13 protein-coding genes are annotated in these 24,126 nt (G+C 61.0%); 9 read left to right on the top strand and 4 right to left on the bottom strand.

The window, feature by feature from the left end; translation table 11 throughout:
* The first annotated feature begins 10 nt into the window (after window positions 1-10).
* Together CRN80_RS02180 and CRN80_RS02175 are read left to right on the top strand one after the other, a co-directional pair.
* Window positions 11-244, top strand: coding sequence for a VF530 family DNA-binding protein (locus CRN80_RS02180; RefSeq protein WP_032893373.1), 234 nt, complete (start codon window positions 11-13; stop codon window positions 242-244).
* A gap of 4 nt (window positions 245-248) precedes the next feature.
* A complete protein-coding gene (locus tag CRN80_RS02175) occupies window positions 249-875 on the top strand; it encodes a Pr6Pr family membrane protein (RefSeq protein ID WP_032893371.1) in 627 nt (208 codons plus the stop codon).
* 636 nt (window positions 876-1,511) lie between these two features.
* On the opposite strand, the gene CRN80_RS02160 is transcribed toward CRN80_RS02175, so the two are convergent.
* Both CRN80_RS02160 and CRN80_RS02155 read right to left on the bottom strand, forming a co-directional pair.
* The gene (locus CRN80_RS02160) at window positions 1,512-2,279 is read right to left on the bottom strand and encodes a siderophore-interacting protein (RefSeq protein WP_098949471.1); all 768 of its coding nucleotides are present in this window, start codon (window positions 2,277-2,279) and stop codon (window positions 1,512-1,514) included.
* On the bottom strand, window positions 2,276-2,785 hold the full coding sequence (locus CRN80_RS02155) for a PadR family transcriptional regulator (RefSeq protein ID WP_078802544.1): 510 nt from the start codon (window positions 2,783-2,785) through the stop codon (window positions 2,276-2,278). The genes CRN80_RS02160 and CRN80_RS02155 overlap by 4 nt, the downstream gene beginning before the upstream one ends.
* A 493-nt stretch (window positions 2,786-3,278) precedes the next feature.
* Here CRN80_RS02155 and CRN80_RS02150 point away from each other — a divergent pair, with 493 nt between their 5' ends.
* The 6 genes from CRN80_RS02150 (at window position 3,279) to CRN80_RS02125 (ending at window position 10,280) form a co-directional block, all read left to right on the top strand.
* Complete coding sequence (locus tag CRN80_RS02150) at window positions 3,279-3,776, top strand: CS1 type fimbrial major subunit (RefSeq protein ID WP_032893367.1); 498 nt, start codon at window positions 3,279-3,281, stop codon at window positions 3,774-3,776.
* Window positions 3,777-3,891: 115 nt separating this feature from the next.
* Window positions 3,892-6,414, top strand: a complete 2,523-nt coding sequence (locus CRN80_RS02145; RefSeq protein ID WP_098949470.1) for a CS1-pili formation C-terminal domain-containing protein — start codon at window positions 3,892-3,894, stop codon at window positions 6,412-6,414.
* Window positions 6,415-6,590: 176 nt separating this feature from the next.
* Window positions 6,591-7,685: a hypothetical protein gene (locus CRN80_RS02140; protein WP_098952567.1), complete on the top strand. Its 1,095-nt coding sequence runs from the start codon at window positions 6,591-6,593 to the stop codon at window positions 7,683-7,685.
* A 60-nt stretch (window positions 7,686-7,745) separates the two neighbouring features.
* Window positions 7,746-8,504, top strand: coding sequence for a pilus assembly protein (locus CRN80_RS02135; protein ID WP_098949469.1), 759 nt, complete (start codon window positions 7,746-7,748; stop codon window positions 8,502-8,504).
* 5 nt (window positions 8,505-8,509) lie between these two features.
* Window positions 8,510-8,992: a CS1 type fimbrial major subunit gene (locus CRN80_RS02130; RefSeq protein ID WP_032893364.1), complete on the top strand. Its 483-nt coding sequence runs from the start codon at window positions 8,510-8,512 to the stop codon at window positions 8,990-8,992.
* Between the two features lie 43 nt (window positions 8,993-9,035).
* A complete protein-coding gene (locus tag CRN80_RS02125; RefSeq protein WP_098949468.1) occupies window positions 9,036-10,280 on the top strand; it encodes a hypothetical protein in 1,245 nt (414 codons plus the stop codon).
* A gap of 375 nt (window positions 10,281-10,655) precedes the next feature.
* Here CRN80_RS02125 and CRN80_RS02120 read toward each other — a convergent pair whose 3' ends face one another.
* Both CRN80_RS02120 and CRN80_RS02115 read right to left on the bottom strand, forming a co-directional pair.
* Window positions 10,656-15,515 (bottom strand): dermonecrotic toxin domain-containing protein, encoded by a 4,860-nt coding sequence (locus tag CRN80_RS02120; RefSeq protein WP_098949467.1) that lies wholly within the window; start codon window positions 15,513-15,515, stop codon window positions 10,656-10,658.
* Window positions 15,516-15,661: 146 nt separating this feature from the next.
* The gene (locus tag CRN80_RS02115) at window positions 15,662-18,760 is read right to left on the bottom strand and encodes a transglycosylase domain-containing protein (RefSeq protein ID WP_098949466.1); all 3,099 of its coding nucleotides are present in this window, start codon (window positions 18,758-18,760) and stop codon (window positions 15,662-15,664) included.
* Between the two features lie 711 nt (window positions 18,761-19,471).
* Here CRN80_RS02115 and CRN80_RS02105 point away from each other — a divergent pair.
* Window positions 19,472-24,070, top strand: coding sequence for a hypothetical protein (locus CRN80_RS02105; protein ID WP_098949464.1), 4,599 nt, complete (start codon window positions 19,472-19,474; stop codon window positions 24,068-24,070).
* Window positions 24,071-24,126 lie beyond the last annotated feature (56 nt).

The raw sequence follows: 24,126 nt of genomic DNA, 5'->3' as shown, positions 1-24,126 counted from the left end.
AAGGCCCGGCATGACCGCGACAAGCAACGACCCGCTCCACGGTGTGACCCTGCAACACGTGCTCACCACCCTGGTGGACCATTACGAGTGGAGCGGCTTGGCCGAGCGCATTGATATCCGCTGCTTCAAGAGTGACCCGAGCATCAAGTCGAGCCTGACCTTCCTGCGCAAAACCCCTTGGGCGCGGGAAAAAGTCGAAGGCTTGTACGTCAAACTGATGCGTACCAAGCGCCCCCTGGATTGAAAGCATGAAGCGCTTTGTCGCGGCGGCCGCCTTGGCCGGTTGGGTGGGGTTGGCGATCCAGCAATACCTGATTCTCTATTCGCGCTGGACCAGCGGCGCGAGCTTGCTGGGCGGCTTGATCAGTTTTTTCAGCTTCTTCACCGTGCTGACCAATACCCTGGTGGTCGTGGTGCTCAGCTACTCACTGGTCGAGCGCGACTCTGGCGCCAAGCGGTTTTTCCTCGCGCCCCGCATCAGTAGTGCGATAGCGGCGAGCATCGTGGTGGTGAGCCTGGCCTACAACCTGCTGCTGCGGCATCTGTGGAGCCCGCAAGGCTTTCAATTTATCGCCGATGAGTTGCTGCACGACGTCATGCCGTTGCTGTTTGTGGTGTATTGGTGGCGGTGTGTGCCCAAGGGCACCTTGCGGTTCAAGCACATTGCCGGCTGGGTGATTTACCCATTGGTGTACTTCGGTTATGTGCTGCTGCGCGGGCATATGCTCGGGCAGTATCAGTACCCGTTCATGGATGTGGACAGCCTCGGTTATCCACAGGTGTTTGTGAATGCCGCAGGTATTTTGGCAGGGTTCATCGTCATCGCGCTGGCGATCATTGGCCTGGACAAGCACCTCAAATCCCCCTCGATTTAAAGTGAGCACCATTAATGTGGGAGCTGGCTTGCCTGTGATAGCCATAGGTATCCACACAATTCTGGTGCGACGCTGAACCTGTGGCGAGGGAGCTTGCTCCCGTGACGACCTGACAGCTGACACTTATCTACCTGCCGCCCCGCGATCAAACTGTGGGAGCTGGCTTGCCTGCGATGACGGCCTGGCAGGCAACACAGTTGGATTGTGGACATATCCATTGCTGCGGTAACGGCCCCTTAGGGTTCCGCCCTGACGGCGGCTCACTTTCGAAAAGCGCGAAAGTAAGCAAAGCGCTCTTGCCCCAACACTCGGCACCTCGCTTAGGCTCGGTGTGCCCGTAATCCGCCAGTGATTTGGGGGGCCGCCGCCACGCGCCATCCATGGCGCGGGGCGGCTAAACCGGCATCCCTGCCGGTTTACCCCCCAAATCCCTGTCGAATTACGGCCAGCGTGGTTTGACGGGGCGCTTAAGATCAAAAGCAGATCAAGATCAAGAGCGGCTCGCTTCGCATCGTGGTTACCGTCGGCTGCTAAAGCCCACAAAGTTATGTAGATACCTATGCTGCGATAGCATCACCTCGGTGTAACTGATAAACCGAGGTGTTTGCATCGCAGGCAAGCCAGCTCCCACATTATTTATTCTTCCTCGCTGCCCTCGGCACGCCAGTAACCCACGGCCTTGAGGTATTGCTCGTCGACCTTGTGCGTGTCCAGCAGCACCCGCCGTACCTGGCGCGACAGCTTGGTTTCGGTGGCGACGAAGCTGTACAGCGTGCCGCTGGGCAGCGTCAGGTTGCGCACCACGTCGAGCAGGTTATCCTGGCCGCGCAGCACCCAGATCACTTCCACCTTGGCTGCGCTGCTGAGCACCTGCTGTTCCGCCGCATCCGCGATTTCAATCACCGCCAATACCTTGCGCCCCGCGGGCAGCTCTTCCAGGCGCCGAGCGATGGCCGGGATCGCCGTCTCATCGCCAATCAGCAGGTAGCTGTCGAAGATATCCGGCACGATCATCGAGCCACGTGGCCCGCCTATGTACAGATGCTGGCCGACCTGTACCTGCTCGGCCCAGGTGGAGGCAGGGCCATCGCCGTGCAGCACAAAGTCGATGTCCAACTCGCCAATGCTCAGGTCGTAACGCCGTGGCGTGTAGTCGCGCATCGCCGGTTGCGGGCCGTCGCCCTTGATGTTGAAGGTCGGGCTTTCCAGCGCCGCTTGCTCTTGGGCGTTCTGCGGGAACAACAGCTTGATGTGGTCGTCGCTGCCTAGGCTGATAAAACCCGCCAGTTCCGGGCCGCCCAGGGTGACGCGGCGCATGCGTGGGGTGATATCGACTACCCGCAGTACTTGCAGGCGGCGGCGTTTGATTTCGTGGGTTACGCGATGAATGGTTTGAGTGTTCATTGGTCTGTCCCGTCGGCAATGGCTTGGGCGGTGCGATTGAGCAGCGCCGCGACACGAATGATTTCTTCCGGGCTCCAGTGCCCGTTATGCGAATGCAAGGCGTGGCGCAGGTTGTGCACCGCCTCATGAATCTCGGGTGGGCGGTCGTGGCCACGCAGCGAGCGCTTGCTGACATCCAGGCGCATGCGCACACCGTCCAGGGCAACGGCTTGCTCGCTCAAGAAGAGACGACCGGGGTCGGTGATTGTGTAGCGTTTTTTTCCGCCATCGGCGTCGCCGCTGATCAGCTCGCTCTCTTCAAGGAAGGTCAGGGTGGGGTAGATCACGCCGGGGCTGGGGCTGTAGGCGCCGTCGAACAGGCCCTCGATGCGCCGGATCAGGTCGTAGCCATGGCAAGGTTGCTCGGCGATCAGTGACAACAGCAGCAGCTTCAGGTCGCCAGGGGCGAACACCCGTGGGCCGCGGCCGCCGCGTTTTTCAAACTCGCCGCGATGTTCGTGTTTCATGGGCAGGTCCTCTGTGCAGATTTAGATATAACGTAAGATATATCTTAATGCCAAGGATAGTGCCTGGCGACCAACGGTCGTTGGCGGTTGCACAGGCTTGGTCCGCAAAGCAACTAACAACTATTGGACCCGATTGGATTTTAGAGCTATAACTTTAATTAGAGTTGTGGCTCGAATTTATATCTGGACTTGTTGTTTGCCAGGCGCTGCTTAGTCTTGTGGTACGCTTCTTACAGCAACTTCTTTAGCGCATTTTTAGCGTGTAGCTTATTTCCTACGGATACTTTTAAAGTTTTGGCGAAATGCCATCTTTTTCGCTCAAGCCTTGTTTACAAGGGCTACGTGCGTTTTCGAATGTGCCTGCATACCTGCTTTTAGTTTCGGTTGATCATTGTCTGGCAGTGCGTAGTTCAACTAACCCCGCCTGCTAATTCTTTGTTAGGGACCTCCTTGGCAATGAACCACTCAATGTTGTCAACTACAGGTATTGACCATGTTCAAGAAGTTTGCTGTTGCTGTTCCCCTGGCTGTACTCGCGCTGTCTTCCTCGGTAACGGCTATCGCTGCCGGTGAAGCCAGCCACACCGTCAACCTCAAGGCAAACATCCCCACCACCGTGTTCCACGCCCAGCCACGTGACCCGAACTGGGGCCGTGACGAAACCATGACCTACAACCTGGTCAGCGGTGAGTTGGCGCCCCTGAGCGCTATCTACGACGTCAAGAACACCAACGGTTCGGTTGCTGCCTACATCGAAGGTGGCCCGGCTGTACTGTTCAACGGTGATGCCGCGCAAAACATTGCGCTGACCACCACCTTCAATGGCGTGACCCTGACCGGCTCGCCGCAGGAAGTGGTCAACGAAGCCGACTCCACCCCAGGTATTGGCGCTGAAATGCGCATCGTCGCGGCCAAGCCTTCGGCGAATCAACGCGGTTCCTACACCGCGGTGATGCCGGTGGTATTCGACGCGGTATTGCCAACGCCTTGATGCCAATGAATGCCCGTTGAACACGGGCATTTGCTTGCAGGTCGGCTGACTTTCCCTCCTCGGTCCGCCGGCCTGATTTTCTCTCCAGTCTTTTGGCATACAGAGTGTTCCGTTCATGTTTCCGATGACGCCTATCGCGGCTGCGCTTGCGCTGTTGATGTGTACGAGTGCCCTGGCCGCACCTGCTGCCTCGGGCGCTTTGACGACGGGCAGCCTGCTGAGCCAGGCCCAAGGCCTGCCGGCTGGTTTTACCGATCACTTTTTCGACGTGCCGCTGGCCGTGCGCATAGACCTTGACCAGCAGTTGCTGGGCGAGGCGCTGATTGTGTTGACCCGGGATGATCGCGTCACCTTGCTCGAATTCACCGACACCGCTGACAGCAAAGTGCCCGCCGCTACCCGCGACACCTGGCAAGCGCTGTTGGAAAAAGGCGTGGCGCTGGGCACCTGTACCCAGTCCTGCCCGGAAAAAATGCTCTCGGCGTTCTACAACCTGGAAAACTCCCAGTTGGCGATCATCACCCAGAATGTCGAGCTCAACGACGATGCACCGCGCTTCTACGCGCAACCGGAAGGCGGCAGCCTCGGGCTGATCGTCAACAACCAGCTCAACCTCAACGGTGGCCAGGACAACAAACTGGGCGGGCGCTACGGGTTGCAAGCCAGTTCCAGCGTCGGCAACTGGAGCCAGGTATTCAACCTGCAACTGGCGCGACAGAGTGGCGATAACGAACAGATGCGCCACGCGATCCATGAGCTGTACACCCAACGAGAAATGCAAGGGCAGTTTTTCCGCCTGGGCCATTTCACCCCCAATTCCGATGGCCTGACCCGTCAACTGCGCAGCTTCGGCGCCAGCCCCGATACGGCGCTGGGCCTGATGTATGGCAGTTCCGACAGCCTGGCCATCAACAATGCCAAGCCCAGCGTGTACCCGATCTACGTCACCGCCAACCGCCAGGCGGCGGTGGAGATCTACCGCAACGGCCTGTTGATCAACACTCAAGCCGTGGCGGCTGGCCTGCAAACCCTGGACACCCGGCCATTGCCCGGCGGCATCTATGAAGTGGAAGTGCGCCTGGTAGAAGACGGCCTGACCACCAGCACCACCCAGGAGCTGGTGTACAAGCCCAGCAACTGGCGCAACGCCGAAGACCCATGGCGCTACAACCTGTTCGCCGGGCGCGAGACCAAGCTGTTCAGTAACTGGGACGAACAAGCCTCTGGCGCAATGACCGCCGGTGCCTCCATCAACTACCTGCTGCACCCACGGGTGATCCTCGGCCTGTCGGCGCGCCAAGTGCGTGAACAATTGCAATACGGCGGTTCGGTGGACTGGACGGTGGCCAACAACACCAGCCTCTACACCAACCTGTATCAAACCCAGGACCACGGCACCGGCATGGACCTGCAAGCGCTCTACACCTTGGGCGCCACCAACCTGGTGTTCAGCCACAACCGCAGTTGGCTCGACACCCGCGACACCTACGAAACCCTGCCGGACGGCACCCGCCTGCGCCGTAATACCTTCGTGGGCGAGGCCAGCAACACGGCGCTGTCGGTCAACCACCGGCTCGATGCGAAAAACACCCTGAACATGCGCCTGTCCCACAGCGAAGGCAATGTCGAGGGCGCCGGTATCGACCTGGGCTGGAGCCGCCACGACAACCTGTTCGGCAGCGATGCCAACTGGCGTTTCTCGGTGTTCGACCGGCCCGGCAGCGCGGGTACCAACGACCGGCGCAACCGAGGCGTGGATGTGAGCGTCAGCGTCAATCTGGGCCGTGACGGTCGGCAGATCTCCGGCAGCATCGGCACCCGCACCGCCCGTGATGGCGGGCGCGACAACAACGCTTCGGTGACCCTGCGCCAAGACCTCACCGACCACTTCCTGCAAAGCGTCTCGGCCACGGCGATCACCGACACCTATGGCGTTGGCCTGTCCGGCATGGCCAGCTTCAGTACGGACGCGGTCAGCGGCGACGGTTTTGTGCAGCGCAGCTCCTTCAACGGCGACCTCAGCGGCGGCTTGAACCTCAACAGCACCCTGGTTGCCGGGGCCGGCAAGGTATTGCTGAGCAGCCAGTACCAGGGCAACGGCGCCGGCATGATCATCGATGTAGAAACCGACCTCGACGAGATCGCCCTGCGCGCCGACGACATGGGCGGCGGCAGCACCCTGCTGAGGCCTGGGCGCAACTACGTGCCGGTCTCGGCCTACAAGAGCAGCAGTGTGGCGTTCGACTTTGAAGGCAACCACCCACCGGCGGCCAATATCCAGCCGGCACGTTCCAGTTACCACCTGAACAAGGGCGGCGTGGACTATCGCAAGGTCAGCGTGATGAAAACCGTCACCGTGCTGGGCCGATTGCTGGATGAACGCGGCGCACCCTTGCGCGGCCATCACGTGATCAACCATGCCAGCCGCGGGGTCAGCGAAGTGGACGGGTTCTTCTCCATGGAAATGAGCTCCAGCTCGCCCACCCTGCAAGTGCGCTACCAGAACCAGTTGCTGTGCCAGTTCCGTCTGGACCCGAGCAACGCACCGAGTGAAAGCGACGTGTTGATGATCGGTGATCTGCGCTGTACGCCGGATACCTTGGCCGAAGTCGCCCATGCGTCAGAGGCGGCCGGATGAATTTTTCACCCACAACAACCTGTGTTCGCAGCAACGAGTTGATGAGCATGAACAAGCCTGGCAACACAACGTGGCGCGCTGTCGTATTGGCCGCTTTGTTGTGTTCGTTCACCCCTTTGAGCCTTGCGGCCACGCAAGACATCACCGCTGAATTCCGACCGGATCCCAGCAATCCCATGGTGAACAGGTTCACCAATACCACCCCACAGAGCGGGGTGTGCCCCGGGCATATGCCGGCACGCTGTGAGGCGTTGGGGATTTTCAGTATCCGCACCTGGGACATCAACTTTGTCGCCAGCGGCCCGATAGCCGCCAACCATGCGGATCCGCGTCAAGGCCTGATGTTCAAGGTTCCCTCCGAGTGGCGCAGTTTCGAGGTGGTCTCACCCAAGGGCGACCGTAAAACCGTGGAGATGCGCATCTCTGGTATTGGCAGCCGTTTCAATACAACCAACCCTCCGGGCGTTTATGCCTGGAGCCCATTGCCCGCCAACTGGACGCATGCACCTTCCCCATGCCAATACACCGGCATGTGGGCGGCGGCCCCCACGTTGAGGCTGTGGTTCTGGCTGGTACCGGAAGGTGCCGGTGCGTGCAATTTAGTGACGCCGTTCGATGTTCCCTCCTCCAGTTTCAGCATGCTTGAGTACACGTATGAGCTGAGGACGCCTAATCCTCTGGACATGGACGCTGGGCAATACAGAGGGTCGATTACTTACGGAGTCGGGCCGCATCAGGATTTCGATTTTGGTGACATTTACCAGCCAAACGATGATGTGTTGACCTTCAACTTCGACCTTCGGGTAGAGCACAACCTCAAGGTGGACCTACCACCGGGGGGCAACCGTGTCGAGCTGTTGCCCGAGGGGGGCTGGCAGGCGTGGCTCAATCGCGGGCGGCAACCGGCGCGGCTGTTTCGCGACCAGACCGTCGTCATCTCCGCCAGTACCCGCTTCAAGATGCAACTGGAATGCAGCCTGGCCATCGGCAACACCTGTGGCCTGCGTAATGACGCAGGGGATGAGGTGCCGTTGCAGGTCGGCGTAACCCTGCCTTTCGGCCTGCGTGATCAGTACGGCCAGGCGGTGGACAAGCTGCCCCTGCGCCTGGACGGCAGCGGCTCCGAGCTGTTCCAGCCCGGCCACTACGTTAATAACCGCCCGGCCAGCCTGCACTTTGCCGTGGAGCGCGACGACGTCAAGGAGATGCTCAAACACCCGGGCAGCACCTACAACGGCGTGGTCACCGTGATCTGGGATTCGGAAGTCTAGGCGGGCATTTACCGCATATCAGCCCCTGGGCTGGGTTCAATCATTGAGGCGTAATCAAACATGAAACATGCAGTGTTATCGGTCGGGCTGTTGCTGCTGTCGTTGACCGCTCAGGCGGGGCCGGCAATCAATGTCGGCGTGGTGTATGACTACCTGGAAGGTGATCGCAGTTCCTACCTCAAGCGTGTCTACAACGGTGGCACCAGCACCGCGTTTATCAAGGTCAATGTGCTGGAGATCGTCTACAACGCCGATGGCACGTCCAGGGAAGTGCCCGTTGCCTCGATGACCGACGCCAAGGGCGCCGCCACCAACCGCGACGGCCTGATGGCCAGCCCGGCGCGGCTGATCGTGCCGGCCGGCGGGCGCCAGGGCACGCGGTTGCTGTACATGGGCCAGCGTGACAAGGAGCGGTATTTCCGCGTGCGCTTCATTCCGGTGGTGCCGGAAAAAGAAGACGACTTTGCCGTCACCGACGAAGAGCGGGCCGATTACAAGGACGCGCTGGCGGCCGGGGTCAACGTCATGGCCGGTTACGGCACGGTGTTCTTCGTACGCCCACAGAACACCCGTTTCGACACGCAGATCAGCCAGACCGCCAACCAGTACACCTTGCGTAACGCTGGCAACAGTGTGGTGGTGCTCGATGAATTCAGGGATTGCTCGGTGGTGAAGAAAACCGACTGTGAAGCCACCACCAAGCACCACATCCTGCCCGGCCGCCAGCTGGTGTTCGAGAAAAAGCCCGAGCGCCAGTTCAGTTTCCAGCTGATCGAAGGCCGCGACAAAAAACCGATGACGGTCAACAGCAACGGGTGATGACAATGTTCAAGCAACTGACGGCACTGGCGGTACTGATGACCCCTGTGTTCCTGGGCGAGCCGGCGCAGGCGTTCCAGGAGCGGCACAGCTTCGATGTGTCGGTGACCATCCCGATCGAAGAGGCCTATGTGCTGCCCTCCGAACCTGACTGGATGGGCCATGACCAGGTTTTGGCGTGGGACTTGGCGACGGCGCGTCTGGGCCGCCTGCGCAAGAATTTCGACGTCAAGAACATCAATGGCGGCGTGACCGCGCGCCTGGGCGACATGCCGTATTTGCTGAGTGGGCGCAACCGTATCGACTTGCAGGTGCTGTTCAATCGGGTGCCGTTGACGTTGGACTCGACCCAGGTACTCAACGCCGACGAGGCGCGCACGGGCCGGCGCGCCGAACTGGAGATCTCAGCCATCGAGCCGCAGGACGGTTACAAGGGCGGGGATTATTACGGCACGGTGCACTTGATGTTCGATTTCCCCGCGCCGTGAGCCCGGTGTGTGAAACCCCCAGCGCCGCAGATTCGGAGTGTTTATGCAGTTGATCACCGCAACCAAAAAATGGCTGGGGCCTTGGGCGCTGGCGCTAGGCGTCGGGTGGGCGAGCCTGCCCGTGCAGGCGCTGGAACAACATATCTCGGCGGTGTTTCGCCCGGACCCGACCAACCCCATGGTCAATAAATTCCAGAACACCACACCCCATAGTGGCATCTGCGCCTGGCACGTGCCGGCGCTTTGCGAGTCACTCAACACCTTCAGTATTCGTACCGACGCGTTGGCGTTCGACTCGATCGCGCCCATCGAGGCGAACCATGAAGACCCGCGTAAAGGCGCGTACTTCAAGGTGCCCTCTGCCTGGCGCGACGTGCAGGTGCGCCACGTCGCGACCGGCGAAATCGAAACGGTGCAGGTGCGCATCGCCGGCTTCGGCGGCCGATGGAGCCTGGGCGGTGGCGCCAGGGTGAGCGTGTGGACAAACAATGGGTACGCTTGGAACTATCCCTGGCTGTACGGTATGGGGCCTTGCCAGGGTGTCAGGTACATCGCCGCTGCCAGTACTTACGCGCTGTATTTCTGGACCATTCCGGAAAATGCCGGAGCGTGCAATGTGGTCCCAGGCGCGCCTATTCCGCGGATGAGGTATAACCCCGTCGAGTATGGCTATGAGCTCAAGACCCCCAACCCGTTGGGCATGGCCAGTGGTGAATACCGCGGTTCGGTCACGTACAGCATCGGGCCAGGCGGGGACTTTGACCTCGGCGATGTGATGATGCCCAACGACAATACGTTGACCTTCAACTTCACCCTGTCGGTCGAGCACAACCTCAAGGTAGATCTGCCACCGGGAGGCAATCGCATCGAACTACTGCCCGAAGGCGGCTGGCAAGCCTGGCTCAATCGCGGGCGACAACCGGCGAAACTGTTCCGTGACCAGACCTTCGTCATCTCCGCCAGCGGACGTTTCAAGATGCAGCTCGAATGCAGCCTGGCCATCGGCAACACCTGCGGCCTGCGCAACGGCGCGGGCGACGAGGTGCCGCTGCAGGTCGGGGTGACCTTGCCTTATGGCTTGCAAGACCAGTACGGCCAAGCCGTGAACAAGCTGCCCTTGCGCCTGGACGGTAGCGGCACCGAGCTGTTCCAACCCGGCTATTACGTCAACAACCGCCCCGCGAGCCTGCATTTTGCCGTGGAGCGAGATGACGTGAAGGAAATGCTCAAACAACCCGGCAGCACCTACACGGGGGTGGTCACGGTGATCTGGGATTCGGAGGTCTAGGTTCCCCGTCCCCCTCCCTTGCAGAGAGGGGGCAACCTCTGATCACGGTGTTATAAAGCGGCGTTCAAACCCACGTCTTTTATGAGGGCATCAATCAAGTCATCCAGCGTTGAGTAACGTTTATTTTGCAACTGCGCCAACGATCAATATAGAACTTCCCTTGAGCATTAGTTTGAATAGGGGTGGACACTATTCGCGCATTATTGGAACGGTAGAGCAAAGTGGCTTGAATCGGTAAAGCCTGTGGGTCAACCACGAAACGACGGGAGGCTTGGCTTGAGCGCGCAGGCCGGAGTCGATTTCAAGCAGGTGGCTGCGTATCTCTTGAAGCGTCGGTGGTGTGGCTGGCAAGGGAGCCGTCGTTCCGGGCCGGGTTCAGACCAGGGGCTGGGCGGAGGTGCCTGCCCGTGAGTAGTCAATAGGGGTTGTTTGCGCTGGTGTAACGGGAATGCCCAAGCGCTCTAGGCGCTTTACCTGTGTGGGGTTGTGCCTGAGGAATGTGCCGTCTTTGGGAGATACGTATTTCATCCAGGAGTCGATGTGAATGTGGTTATCAAAGGCATATGTAGTGACGTCCGCTTTGGTGACCGGTGTTGTTCTCGGAGTTTGCGGCCGCAGGTATAACTTGTCCCAGTCCAGAAGATGTTGGTCCGTGATCTGGCTTCTCTTGCCCGATGGAAGGTTGGCCAGCCTTATCGATCGGGTCAGGCCGACTGGGGTCAATTTACCTTTCGTGGTTATGTAGATTTTCCACACCGTTGGATTAATACGATGTGCTCTGAAAAAAGCGTCCGCAGCTGCCTGGGTTTCATCGCCGAGCCCTACCCAGGTATTGAACAGGTCGTCTGTAAACTTTGCGTACCCTTGCGTGGGCACGGGCCTGAGCCTGGCTATCCCCGCCGTGTTTATCTCGCCGGTCAGCCTTACTACTTTATTCCACGTCTTGAGCGGGATCGCTCGGTTTCTAAAAAAAGTTGTAGGGTCTAGGGTTGTCAGCGGGTTGGCTGCCTGGGCAGCGACATGCGCCTCCCACTCCCTGAGTGCAAGTGTGAGTGCACTCTCGACTTTTGGCGTGCCGCCGGGCAAACGGTTCAACGTGTCCAACTCCCAGCGTTGGTTGGCCAGTTTACGCAGCTTGAAAGGCGTAAACCCACCACTCGGCGTGAGTACCGGGGCAACCAGCCCATTGGGGTCGTAGAGGTTGAACGAGTCCTGAATCCGAAACACCTGCTCTTTGCCTTTTCCATCGACGCCGCGGACCAACAAGGTGCGCAGAGCGTCGGGCGTGCGATAGATACCGGTGCCTTCGGACAGCGATGAGCCGGCCGGAATGCCGCCCTTGACCACCAGGTTGGGGCTCGCTTGTTGGAAGGCTCTCTCATAGGTCGTCAGGTCGGGCTTGGGCATGTTTCTCGCGGGTCGAAGCAGTATCTGCAAAGGCTTGATGCCAATACCGGCGGTGCGTGCAGCGCCGGTGGCCGTGGTAGTGGCCGTTGCGATCTCGAACAGGACACGCTCCTTACCTGCGTGGCGTGCAATTAACCCTGCAACGTTTTGCCCCACTTTGCGTAGGGACTGCACCGTGGTTTGCCCCATCCGGCCCAGCCATCTGAAGGCGGAAGATGTCAACTGACCGCCCCAGGGGAACCCGCTCAGAACAGTCGTAGCCACTTCAACGCCGAACATCACTTTGTTGAACAGGGATTGGTAAGCCAACTCCTCATTGGTCACGCTTTCAGTATCGGTTTTTTCCAGTAGATACAGGTAGTTTTGCCGGTACAGCCCCGCCAGCACATCGCCTGTATAGGCGACCAGGCGATGATTGAGCAGTCGTGTGCCTGCCGGTAGACGCGCCTTGAGATAAGCCTGCCAGGCGGAACTGTGCATCAGCTTGATCAGTGCCGCTTCGTTGGCTATTTCCCTGAGCTCCAGGCCGTCGGGTGCATGCGGGGTATAGAGCACCAGCGTTGCATCGGCGGCGGTGGAAAGTAGCAAAATGCCGTTTACGGTCTGCCCACCGCGCCCGTCGGGCGCGGTGCCGGTCGGATTGAATACCAGGGCATTGGCGATGATTGTCTGTCCATCGACCGGTTGCCGTACCTTGGGGTCTGGCGCGGCGAGCACTGCCGCCATCCAGGCAGCGGCTTTTTTTTGAAGGTTGTCACTGGCCAATGCTGTGCTATAGGCATCCGGGCTCAAGCGGGCCAACATGGCCGCATAGTCCAGGGCGGCCGCCTGGCTTGCCATCCAGGCTTTTTTCAAGGCTTGGGCATCGGCCGTCGTGGCCTGCGGATCGAGGTGTTTTTTGAGGATGTTCTCGGTGTACTCGTGGCCGATGTTCAGCTCTTCGACCCACTGTTCAAGGCGTTCTTTGCCCACGGTAATGGCTTTACCCTTTTCATCGGTCACCCACTTACCTTGCGAGGTGATCAGCGTTGCTTCCAGCAGGTCGTCTTCGGTCCAGGTGAGGCTCTGCTCCCAGGGTTTATTATTTTTCAACAGCAGGTTGGTCAGGCTTATGCGGGTGCTCGCCACAGCTTCATGCGTTGAGCCAAAACCGGCGCCGGCACTGACACGGGTTCGGGTGGTACGAATGACCATCGTCTGGTCCGGGTCAATGCCTTGTGCGGGGTAGTCTGGCAGGAAGGCGCGTATCTTAAGCAGTACCTGTTGCTTGGCATACGCTGCCAGTGTGGGGATCAGAGCGTGCCATTGCTTGCCCAGTTCATTTTGTTTCTCGTCCGTGATGCGGGCTTGGTCTTGCAATGCCTTCTTGTCCTGCGGACTCAAGCGTTTTTCCCAGTCCGGCCGCCAATGTTTCAGCAGTCGCTGGTTGCGCGCCACAAATGCCTCTGCCATGTCCAACAACTCGACCAGTTCCGCAAGGCCATTGCTTTGGGTATCCGGTTCGCCCTCGGTCAGGCTCAGGATGGCTTCGATGTCAGACTGCTGTTTGTCCAGCAACGCTTGAATGTTGTCGGCGACAAAATCGCTTTCTATCGGTGCAAAGGTGTCGCGCAGGTCACTGCCCCATAACCCGGTTTTGCTACGCAGCACCAGCAGCGGTAAACCGGTGACCAATAGCCTGCCGGTGTCCTCGCCGGTATTGATGCGTGTTTTTAGCGTGTCGTGCAGCGCTTGCAGGCTTGCGAACTCTTCAAAGCCTTGGTTCGGGGTATACAGCACTATCGTGCCTGCTACAGTCCTGCGGGTACTGAGGTTTTTGTGCCCGTAGGGCCAGCGGGGAAGTGTCGGGCGGGAGTCGTCGCTTGCGGTCAGGACGAAGCTGCCGGCCAGGCGTACACCCTCTGCGTCACCGGTGTTCAGGGTCAATTGATACACCCCAGGTCGGTTTCCGTGGCCGAAGGCGGCTTCACGCCGAGCCAGGGTCGGGTAGCGCAGCGCACGATCAATCAGCAGTTTGGCCTGCGGGCTCAAGGTATTGTCGGCCATGCCCAGGCGCGCTTGCACATCCAGAACTTGACGGTGCACCTCTGTCAGCCTGGCTTGGGGGCAGGCCAATTCAGGCGCTATGGGGGTATGCCAGTAAGTGGTGATGTGTGTGGTCAACTTGGCCAGCAGGGTTTCCGCCAGGGTGGTCAGTGTGCCGGTATACGGGATCTGGTCGGCAGCGCTGAAGGCTGTGGCGCTGCTGAAGACGCCTTCGGTGTGGCTCGCTTGGTCCTGGGGTTCATCTGCCCCGCGCAATAGGGTGCAAAGCGCCTCCAACAGGGTCTGCGAGGATTCAAAATGGCGCTGGCCGCCGCTGTCGGTGCGGTAGCGGTTGACATACAAACCGGACGGTTTGGTCTCGGGGGGCAGCTGTGCAAAGGTTTCCTTGAGCAGGGCTGACAACACACCCTCCAGTGAAGGATGTTTGTGTGGGGCCAGTATGTAGTCGATCTGCTGGTTGAGGGAGTTCCAAAGCTGTATCAACTGCGCCTGCTGTTCAGGGACCGGCGAGGTATGGGCGAGGGCGGGCGTGGTCATTGGGTCTACGGGTTCAGGCAAGCGGGCTCTCAAGCCGGGGCCGCCCTTGAGTGGCAGTGCCAGGGTTGCACTCAGCTCGGTCGCCAAGGCCTCGAACGTGGTATGGGCGGTACTGAAGGCTCGGTCAATATCGGCATCTTGCTGGTCGCGCTGGGCTTGCAGGCTCGCGCTGAATACAGGGCCGGTGATAGGCGTGTAGCGCAAGTTCTGCCCACTGCGTAACCCCTCGTCGACTACACCTCGTTGGCTGAGTGCGATGTTGGTGAGCAGCCGACTTTTTTCGGCGCCGGCTACCAGGCGCCTGCGCAGGGTGTTCTCCATAGCGGGGAAATGCTGGAATACCTCCACCCCAAATTGCGGGGTGTAAAGCACAGTCGCTCGGCTCCCGTGCAAGCGCTCGGTGAGTACGAAGCAGCCGTTCAGCGTCGCAGACCATTCGGGCGAGCCCGTCGAGTACAGGGTGATCGTTACCGCCTGCGGGCGTGTGGCGGTGCCCGAGGTCTCATGGAGCACCAAGTTGTCGATTAACTGCCGGCCCTCGGTGTGTACCTTCAGGTGGGCCTTGGCTGTGGTAACGTCCGCCAGGGCTTGAGCGTCGGTGGGTTTGTCCTGCAACGCCTGCTCGGCCTGTGCGACCTGTTGCAGGGCATCGTGTGTTTTCAGATCCGACTCCAGTACAAACACCTCACGTTGTTTTTGACTGATGGCTTCAAACACGCTCAGGGCGCCGGTGGCGGCCTGGACAGACGTCCAGAACACCTCCAGCCTGCGTGAGTAGAGTGCCAGACTGTCGTGCCGCAGATTGTCGATCAATTGGTTGAAAGCTGTGACCTCAAGTGCAGTTATTTCGCCGTTGCGGCCAGTATCGAGGGGGCGTGAGTAGAAGCCCACTGCCTGCTCGATCGTGCCGGTTTGCGGTTCTTTGGTACGCTCGGTCGGTTTTCTTCCGGTGGCAATAGCCTCCTCAAGCACCTGCCTCAGGTTGCGTGCGCGGGTGAGGCGAGGTTCCCGTGTGAGGCTTTCCGAGGCGTCCGTCGCCGGGGGCGCGTACTCATACTCGTTAAGAAAAACCGCGTCGGGATCAAGCGGGTTGCCGGGCACAAGGTTGGCCAGTGCCTGGCGTAACTCGGCGGCCATCAATGTGGCGACGTTTGGCTGGGCATCCAGCAGATGCTCGATGGCGGTGAGGCAGACGGGTAACCGGCGTAGCAGGTCTTCGGTGGGGGGAAGTGGGAGTAAAGACATAACCTGGGTTTCCTGTAGAAATAGGGTGAGGGCACCCCTCGTGAGTCGAACAATCGACTCCACCTAAACTACTAACCCTGAGCAAAGGGGCGACCCTACATAACCACCGCATGGACCTTTTATCGCTACGTTGAATTGTTGCCTACTCAGTGCGTGCTTACACTGGGCTGGCACAGGGTCTGGTTGCCCGGCTTCAAATACGGCATCAACATCGGCGCCATGCCTTTGAGCACTTGCACCGGCAACGCCGAGGTGAACTTGAAACCTTGCGCCGAACTGCCAGGCACAAATGCGGTGAGCGTGCCGAAGTGATGGTCGCCAATAAAAAACACAAACGTGGCGGTGCGGTTGATCGACTTGGAACTGATCAAACGCCCGCCCGCGCCCATTGCCTGGATGCGGTTATCGCCCGTGCCGGTCTTGCCGCCCATGGCCATTGGCGTGCCGTCGGCCTGGGTGAAACTGCCCGACACGCGCTTGGCCGTGCCAGCGTCCACCACCCGTGACAACGCCCCGCGCAAGGCACTGGCGACTTCGGACGGCATCACCCGTTTGCCGGGGTCGGGTGTGTTGACCACGCGGGTCTCGTAAGGGGTGCCGGCGGCAAAATGCAGGCTGTCGATGCGCAGCACTTTGCCGCGCACCCCGTCGTTGAGGATGATGCCCATCAGTTCGGCAAGCGCGGCGGGGCGGTCTCCCGAGCTGCCAATGGCGGTGGCCAGTGACGGCACCAGATGATCGAAAGGGTACCCCACCGCTTGCCAGCGCTGATGAATGTCCAGGAATGCTTCGACTTCCAGCATGGTGCGGATCCGGCTGTCACGCGCGCCTTGATGACGGCTCTTGAACAGCCAGCTGTACACCTCCTGGCGCTCGAACTGACTGGCCTTGACCACCTCGGTGAAGGTGGCTTGCGGATGGTTGAGCAGGTAACCGAGCAACCACAGGTCCAGGGGGTGGACCTTGGCGATATAGCCCTGGTCGGGCAGGTCGTAGGTGCCGGGGCCGTAATCCTTGTACAGGCGTTGCAGGCGCTCGTCGCTGAGGGCACCGTTGGTTTTTACGCCGGTCAGGTGGGAGCGCACGAAGCGGTTGAAGGTGTCCGGGGTTGCTTCAGGAAACAGGTAGCGATGTACCGCCGCCAAGCGGATCGCGGTGGGATGCAGGCTGTCGAGGAAGGTTTCCAGGCGCGCCTGGGTGTCTTTTTTCTGGTACTTCTTCCAGAACTTGAGCAGGAAGGTGGTGCCTTCGCGGTCGGCGAATCGGGCCAGGTATTCCTGGCGGCGTGGGTCGCCGTCATCCTTGAGCAATTGTGCGCTGTTGTTGGCGCCCGCGTAGGTGACGTAGCGCGTCAGGTCGCGCATGAGGCGAATGAACGGCAGGTTGATCGACTCGCGCAGCGCGTCACGCAATGTGGGGCTGCGGCCGTTGTCTTCGTTGCGAAAGTTGTGAAAGTAATGCATCCCGCCACCCGTGAAAAACCCTTCGTTGGGGCTGGCCGAATAGGTGCGGTCCAGGGCCGCCTCTAGCATGGCTGCCAGGGATTTATCCGGGGCCTGCAGCAAGTAATCGATGGCCCAGCGACTGAGCCGGTCCTGCTCGGCGATGTCGGCTTTTTTCAACGTCGCCGGGGTTTGGGTGGCGTAGCGATCATGCAGTTCGCTGATGATTTGCAGGTAGGTGGTGAGCACCCGCAACTTGGCGGTGGAGCCCAGTTCCAGCTTGCTGCCTTCGTTGATATCGAAGGGCTGGTCGGTGTTGTCGGTTTGCACCCGCACCCGTGAGCCGTCGGCGGTGCGTTCGAACAGCGTAAAGCTGTAGCGCACTTGCGGCGTGCTGGCAGGCGTCAGCAGGCGTTCGCCGAGCAGGCCGATGTTGCCCGCGAATACCGGGTCGGCCAGTTGCTTGAGGTAGGCGGTGACCTGGGTTTGCAGCTCGGCCTGCAAGGTGCTGGTGGCTGCGAGGTCAAGGCGGTCGAGGTCGTACAGGGGCCGGTTGAGCAGGGCCGCCAGGCGGCTGCGGGCCACGCTCACGCCCTTGTTGCTGTCGATCGGTTGCAGTGTGGGCTGTTGCAGCCAGTCGCGATAAGTGACGCGCGCGGCCAGGGCGGCCTTGAGCAGCGGCGGGTCGATCACCGCGTTCTGCGCCAGCAGCCGCAGGTGGCTGTCGGTAAGTTGCTTGAGTTCGTCGCGACCGTTGGCCAGGTAATGGGAAGGGCGGCGCTGGGCGATCATCAACGACAACACCTCTCGCAGCGCCAAGCCCCGCGCCGCCAGGCTGGCCGGTGTGGTGGCGGTGTCCTGAAGAGCGCGGTTGACCTGGGCGAAATCGGCGCCGTACCACACCCGCAACCCTTCGGCCATGCCATGCACTTCGCCATGGCCCGGCACGGCCGACAGAGGCACGCTGTTGAGGTAATCGCGCACTATGTTGCGCCGCGCCGCAAGCGTATCGGGGCCATGCTGGTAAGCACGCACGCTGGCGGAGAGCATCTGGCGGATTTTCTCGCTGCCCGACAGGGTCAGGCCGTCGGGGGAGTGGCGGTACTTTTCCAGCTGGGTGGCCAGGGTGCTACCGCCCGCCGCCTGCCCCGGCAGGTGCAACTGGCGCGCCACCTGCGACCACGCCGCCTTGGCAAAGCGCGGCCAGTCCACGGCCGGGTTGGCTTGCGCGGGCTCGGGATCGAGCAGCGTACGGTTTTCGATAAACAGCAGGCTGTGGATCATCAGCGGCGGAATGTCATCGAAGCGGGCGTAAAGCTGGGTCGGGTAATTGAATTGATACAGCGGTGCTGCGCGGCAATCGGTGAGGGTCAAGCCGGCCTGGATTTTCTCGGCGTAGGGGATAAACAGGCCATGACGGCTGTAGTCCATCAACGCCTCGGAAAAGCGCGCCTGGGATTCGATCATGTAGTTGCGCTTGAGCAAGCGCGGCAGGAACTCGCCCAGGGCGCTGTAGCCCAACCGCTGATCGAAGGGGCCTGCGCCTGGGTACACCATTGCATCGCTGGCGCCGGGGGCCACCTGGTAGGTCAGCTTCGCCGCCCAATCGCTGAATACGCGGGCCTGCCAGCGTGAGGTCTGCACCTCCCGATGCACGGCGAAAGCCAGGGCGATCAAGGCCATCAACACAATCAGCCAGCCCACGCGACGCCAGGGTCTGGTTTTTTTTGGCAAAGGCGCTGGTGACGGGCTGTCGGGGTCGAGGTCAGCCTGGGTGGCATTGGTGTGCTGCAGAGCGCCCATAGTCGATTGATCCATTCCTACAGATTGATCGGACTTGTCTGAAGCGTAGACGCAGTTTGCCTGCGTCACGAGGTTTGTCGGGCAGAGGATTTTTCTGTGGGAGCTGGCTTGCCTGCGAAGGCGGCATGCCAGTCGACACTCATCTACCTGCCGCCCGGCGATCAAACTGTGGGAGCTGGCTTGCCTGCGATAGCGGCCTGACAGCCAATACAGGTGGACAGTGTACGTATTCATTCCTGCGGTAACGGCTACTTAGGGTTCCGCCTGACGGCGGCTCACTTTTGAAAAGCGCAAAAGTAAGCAAAACGCTCTTGCCCCACCACTCGGCACCTCGCTTAGGCTCGGTGTGCCCGTAATCCGCCAGTGATTTGGGGGGCCGCCGCCACGCGCCATCCATGGCGCGGGGCGGCTAAACCGGCATCCCTGCCGGTTTACCCCCCAAATCTCTGCCGAATTCCGGCCAGCGTGGTTTAACGGGGCGCTTAAGATCAAGATCAAAAGCAGATCAAGAGCGACTCGCTTCGCATCGTGGTTACCGTTGAGCGCTGCACAGTTGTGTAGATACCTATGCAAGCAAGCCAGCTCCCGCAGTGGTCATGTATGGCTCACAAAATTAGCGCCTGGCACATCTCCTGTAGAGCTAACTGTTTACTGCCGCCAACGCTGCGCCAGCCAGTAGCGTCTGCGGTTTAGCCGCATACCGAGCCCTCCATGATGCCCCTCGATACTTCTGCAGACTCACCCCGCCAAACCACCCTCGAGCAAATCGAAACCCTGTTTCGCGAGCCGCCCTCATTGCTAGTGGTTGCGCAAGACAGCGCCCAGGCGTACTTGGACCAGCACCTGGGTACCGGCATATGGCGAGCCGGCCTGATCTACATCGGCACTCCCAACGACAGCGACGGCACGCTGGCTTACCAATCCCTGGCCGAGCGTGTGGTGCAGCGGCTGGCCAGCGCGAAAACCATGTTGCTGGTGCCGGAGTTTCATAAGGTCGTGCAGCGGCGTCGCGAGGTCTTCGAGCCGGGCGGGCCGGCCCTTGCGCAGCTTGAGCCGCTGATCAACCGCTGCGGCGCGCTCTTGCTCGGCGCCTATGCGCAACGGCTGCAAGCCTGGTGGCGTGAAGCATTGCCGGTGGAGATGACGCGCTGGGGTTACCTCTCGGACGACCTGCTGGCCTTGCTGTACGACTCACCCAAACCGCCTGGCTTGAGCCAAGTGCAATTTGCCACGCTGTTCCCCAGGCATCTGCTGCACCCCGTGCGGCCAGACCGACAATGGAATGCTCAGGGTGAAGCCTTGCGCGTACAGGCGTTGTACCAGCCAGGCCCGGACGGGCCGCAGATGCTGCCGGTGCTGGTGCTCAGCCATGGGCAGCAAGCCCTGGTGTTCAGCCCCGCCAGTGGTATCCACCCGCTAGCCCGCCTGGACGACGTCGCCGCGCTATTACCGGCCTATGGTGCGGTAGGCCAATGGTTTGTCCAGGACGTTGAGGGCGATCCCTTCGATGCCCTGGCGGCCAGTTACCTGGCGCAGCAATTGCGCGACATCGACAGCATCGACCGCCACCAACCCCTGTTGTCGGGGCAGCATCAGAGGCTGTTGGACCACATCACCGACCCACGTCGCTGGTTCGTTGCCAGCCTGACTCCCTTGCAACAGACCCTGCGCAGCGCCATGCCAAACTGGCTTGCCCAGGCCGACGATGCCGACAGCATCGCCTATGCGCGCCTGCTCCAGAACCTGGTGCTGGCCCGCCAGCGCAGCAACGGCCAGCACTTTCTGGACGGCATTGACTCGATCCGGCAGTTTGCCGACAACGCCTTGCAAACCTGTCTGCACACTGAGCCCGCTGCCCAGAAGCTGCGCGCGCAAGATATCCAACTGACATTCAATCGCGAGGTTGCCGCCGCCGTCCCGGTGGAGGGAGGCTTTATCGCCGGCGAAGTGGACCCGGTCACCCTGACCTTGACCGAACTGGCCCTGGAAAACCTGGCCGGCTTTCCCCATACCGCCAGCGACATCACCCTCAAGGGCGCCAAAGCTCCCAAGTGGCTGACCTACAGCCTGCTCCAACGCTGTGTGACCAAGGCCGACGTGGGCCAGGCCTACCCGGACCTGCTGAAGAAAAAACTGCTGGATGACCCGCAAGAGTCGGCGCGCCGTTTGCAGTTGTTCCAGGCCCAGTTGCGGGTGCAACTGCCGATGCTGGCGCTGGCGTTGAAGATCAAGGCCGAACAGGGCCTGACCGAAGCTGGCTTTCAATGTGTGCACGCCGCGTTGCAAGCCTCGGCTGCTCAACGCAAAGTGCAAGGCCGGGCCATGGCCGTGTGGCCGTTGGCGTTCAAGGCTGCGCCCGGTGCGGTGACGGACGAGGTGACCAACCAGTTCATCATCGGGCCTCGGGATGAAAGTGTTGGCGTGCACCTGTTGTACCGACCTTTGCTGACGCCGACGCTGCAGGCGTTCGTGTCCATCCGGGCACTGCTTGACGCGATCAAGGCCCCGGGTGCCTTGCAAGACCAGGTACTGGCGTGGCTGGCCCCGGCGCGGCAAGCGGTGTATGCCCACGGTGGTTTCAACGAGCCGCATATCCGCCACTTTTTGCCTGGCGATGAGTTCACCGCTTATGAAAAACCGGCGCCGGTGCAACTCAGCAAGCAACTGAGTACCGAGGACCCCGCCCGCCTGATTTTCCACGGCACTGCCAAGGCGCTGGTGGCGTTGGCCGACCGGCAATCGGTGTCGAATGCCGAGCAACGCTGGGTGCAGTTGAAACAGGCCGGCTGGTTGCTGTTGGGGGCCGTGCTGCCGTTTGCCGGCGAGCCGTTGATGCTGGGCGGGTGGTTGCTGCAACTGGTGGACAGCCTGCAAAGCGATATCCAGCGCCTGGCCAGCGATGATCCGCAGGCCAAGAGCGCGGCGGTGATGGATGTGTTGACCAACCTCATGGTGATCCTCGCTCATCAGGCGGCGCCCCACGACCCCCTGCGGCCTCTGCAGCTGGAGGCGCCGGTGTTTGCCTCGCTGGCGCGGCCAGAATCGAGCCCGCCAGTGCCGACGCAGGTGCCGGTGCCCATGCGCTTCACTGCGCCGGCCGGCTGGGCCAATGCCCGCGGCAATCTGAATGCCGCACAGATCGCACGGGCGCGCGGCCTCAGTCTCCGGGCTTTCTCCGGTTCATGGGCCGGGGCCGAGCAAAGCGGACCGCAGCGTGGCTTGCTGCGCGATACCTCGCACACCCCGGCGCAGTGGCAGGCGCTGATACGCGGGCACCTGTACCGCGTCACGGTCAAAGCCGGTGCGGTGCGGGTAGTCAGCGCCGATGGCAGCACCCTGGGGCCCTGGTTGAAACCTTTGGGCGAGGGGCAATGGGATTTCGATGGGCAGTTGCGCCTGGCGGGCGGCAATGCCGACGCCGCCGTCGACGCCAAGTTGAAGGCCGGCGAGGCGTCGCTGTCGAGCCTTGCGCAGCAATACCGCGAGGCAGGTCGCAGGCGGGCAAGGGCCAACGCGACGATGGAAGTGGCACGTCATCTGGCGCGGGAGACAACCAGCAAGGTCAGCGAGGAACAACGGGCCACGTTGCGCGAGCGTTACCGCAAGGAGCTGCAAAACAAGGTGCAATGTTCCCAAGAGGAGCTGCAATTGCTGATGCGCATGCGTGAAATCAAGCCACGCCCCCATTATGAGCAGGAGCTGTGTGAAGTCCTTGAGTCGCTGATTTTGAGCCTGCGTTTGCTGGATGTGCACATGCGTGAGCAGATGGCGCAGATCAATGATCGCATCAAGCCGTTGCTGGAGGTGCTGGAGAACGAGAGCGAAGACGAAGCCGGCTCCGACCTCAACCGCCAGGCCCACGCCGACCTTGACTTGCGCATGCGTGAACAGGTCGACGCCGAAGAGTCTGCGATCCATTGGCGCACCCTGGAGCGCGCCTACCTGGACCAACTGCAAGCGGTGCCACGCCTGGGGCGTAACAAGGCGCGTGCGCTGGCGGCGGATGTACCGGCGCGCCCATCGATCCTCGACCTGCAAGCCTTGCAACTGGTCACCTTGTGGGGCATCACCATCAGTATCGAGGGCCCGCCCTTGGAGGAAGAGTTTTTCGACAGCTTTAACCAAGTGATCAATCGTGCCCGCTGGGCCAGTCGCTCCCTGGCCGAGCTGGAAAACATGCCCGCCACCCATGAAGAGCGGGTCGAACTGCTCAAGAGCTTCAGCCATGTCTACGCCACGACCGATGACCATATTCATTTCTGGCGCGCCATGGCCCCGGACACCTTCGACCTGGCCAACCTGGAAAAACTCCAGGCCTTGCTGGCCAGCCTGCATCAGCATGTGGAGCAAGCGCTGGCCGATTTGCTCGCGCCGCCACCAGGCACCAGGCCGGCTAAGCCAGCCCAGGCGACGGGTGCACGACAGAAAAAGATCATTCGTACCCGCAACCGTGATGTGTACGTCGCCCGTATCAAAGCGCCGACCCAGGTCGGCGACACCGGCACGGCGGAACTGGTGGATAACAAAGGCACTGTGATTGCCACCTTCACCGAGGCGCAGGACGGTGTTTGGGAACCGCTGGAGCCGCCGGCCAGGCCGCGTGTGGCCAACCCGCAATTGGGTGCGTTGATGAACAAGGGGCAACGCTTGCTGGCAGATGTCGACAAGGCCATCGACAACGTGCAGGCCATGACTGGCAAGTGTGAGCCGCAGTCGCTGCAGGCCTTGCTCGCGGCGCAGGCCAACAGCCGGCGGATGCTCGCCGCCGATATCGACAGCAAACTGCGCCAGCTGGACGTGTCGAGGTTGGCGGCGACGCAACAGGTCAACGCCCGCGTCCGAGCCAGCGACCTTCGGGCCGCGGCGGTGCGCCTGGATGCAGCGGGCGTACAGGCGCGGGTGCATGCCAGCAAGCTCAAGTTGAGCAGCGCGGAAGATGTGGATTTTCTGCACTCACTCAATGAGGTACGCATTGTGAGGCAGGGCGCACGCGTGCCGATCAAAGGCAAGCCTCGGGATTTCTTGCAGGTGTACGCCGTCGTGGACAGCCACACCGGCCAGCCACTGTGCTACGCGCATTTTCACTACGACAGCCGCGTAGGACCGGACGACCATTACAAAGACGATGCTGCCCACCTCAAGAGCCCCGAGCAGGAACGGTTGGGGCGCCAGGCCCAGGCCGAGGTGGAGGCCCAGGCGTTCGCGCGCATCCGCACCGGCCAGACCGGGCGCGTGCGACAAACCCTGGAAATCGAGCGCGCGAGTATTTCCCGACGCTTGGCCAGGCGCCTGTTTTTCAGTGTGGACTGAGGCGCGCTGGATAAGCCTGTGTTTTTAAAGTTATGTAATACTCTGCGCCGTTTTGC

Origin of the sequence: Pseudomonas sp. FDAARGOS_380 (assembly GCF_002591235.1) — a bacterium.
Lineage (GTDB): Bacteria > Pseudomonadota > Gammaproteobacteria > Pseudomonadales > Pseudomonadaceae > Aquipseudomonas > Aquipseudomonas salmasensis.
The sequence above is the reverse complement of the archived record's forward strand: the minus strand, read 5'-3'. Positions and strand labels throughout refer to the sequence as shown.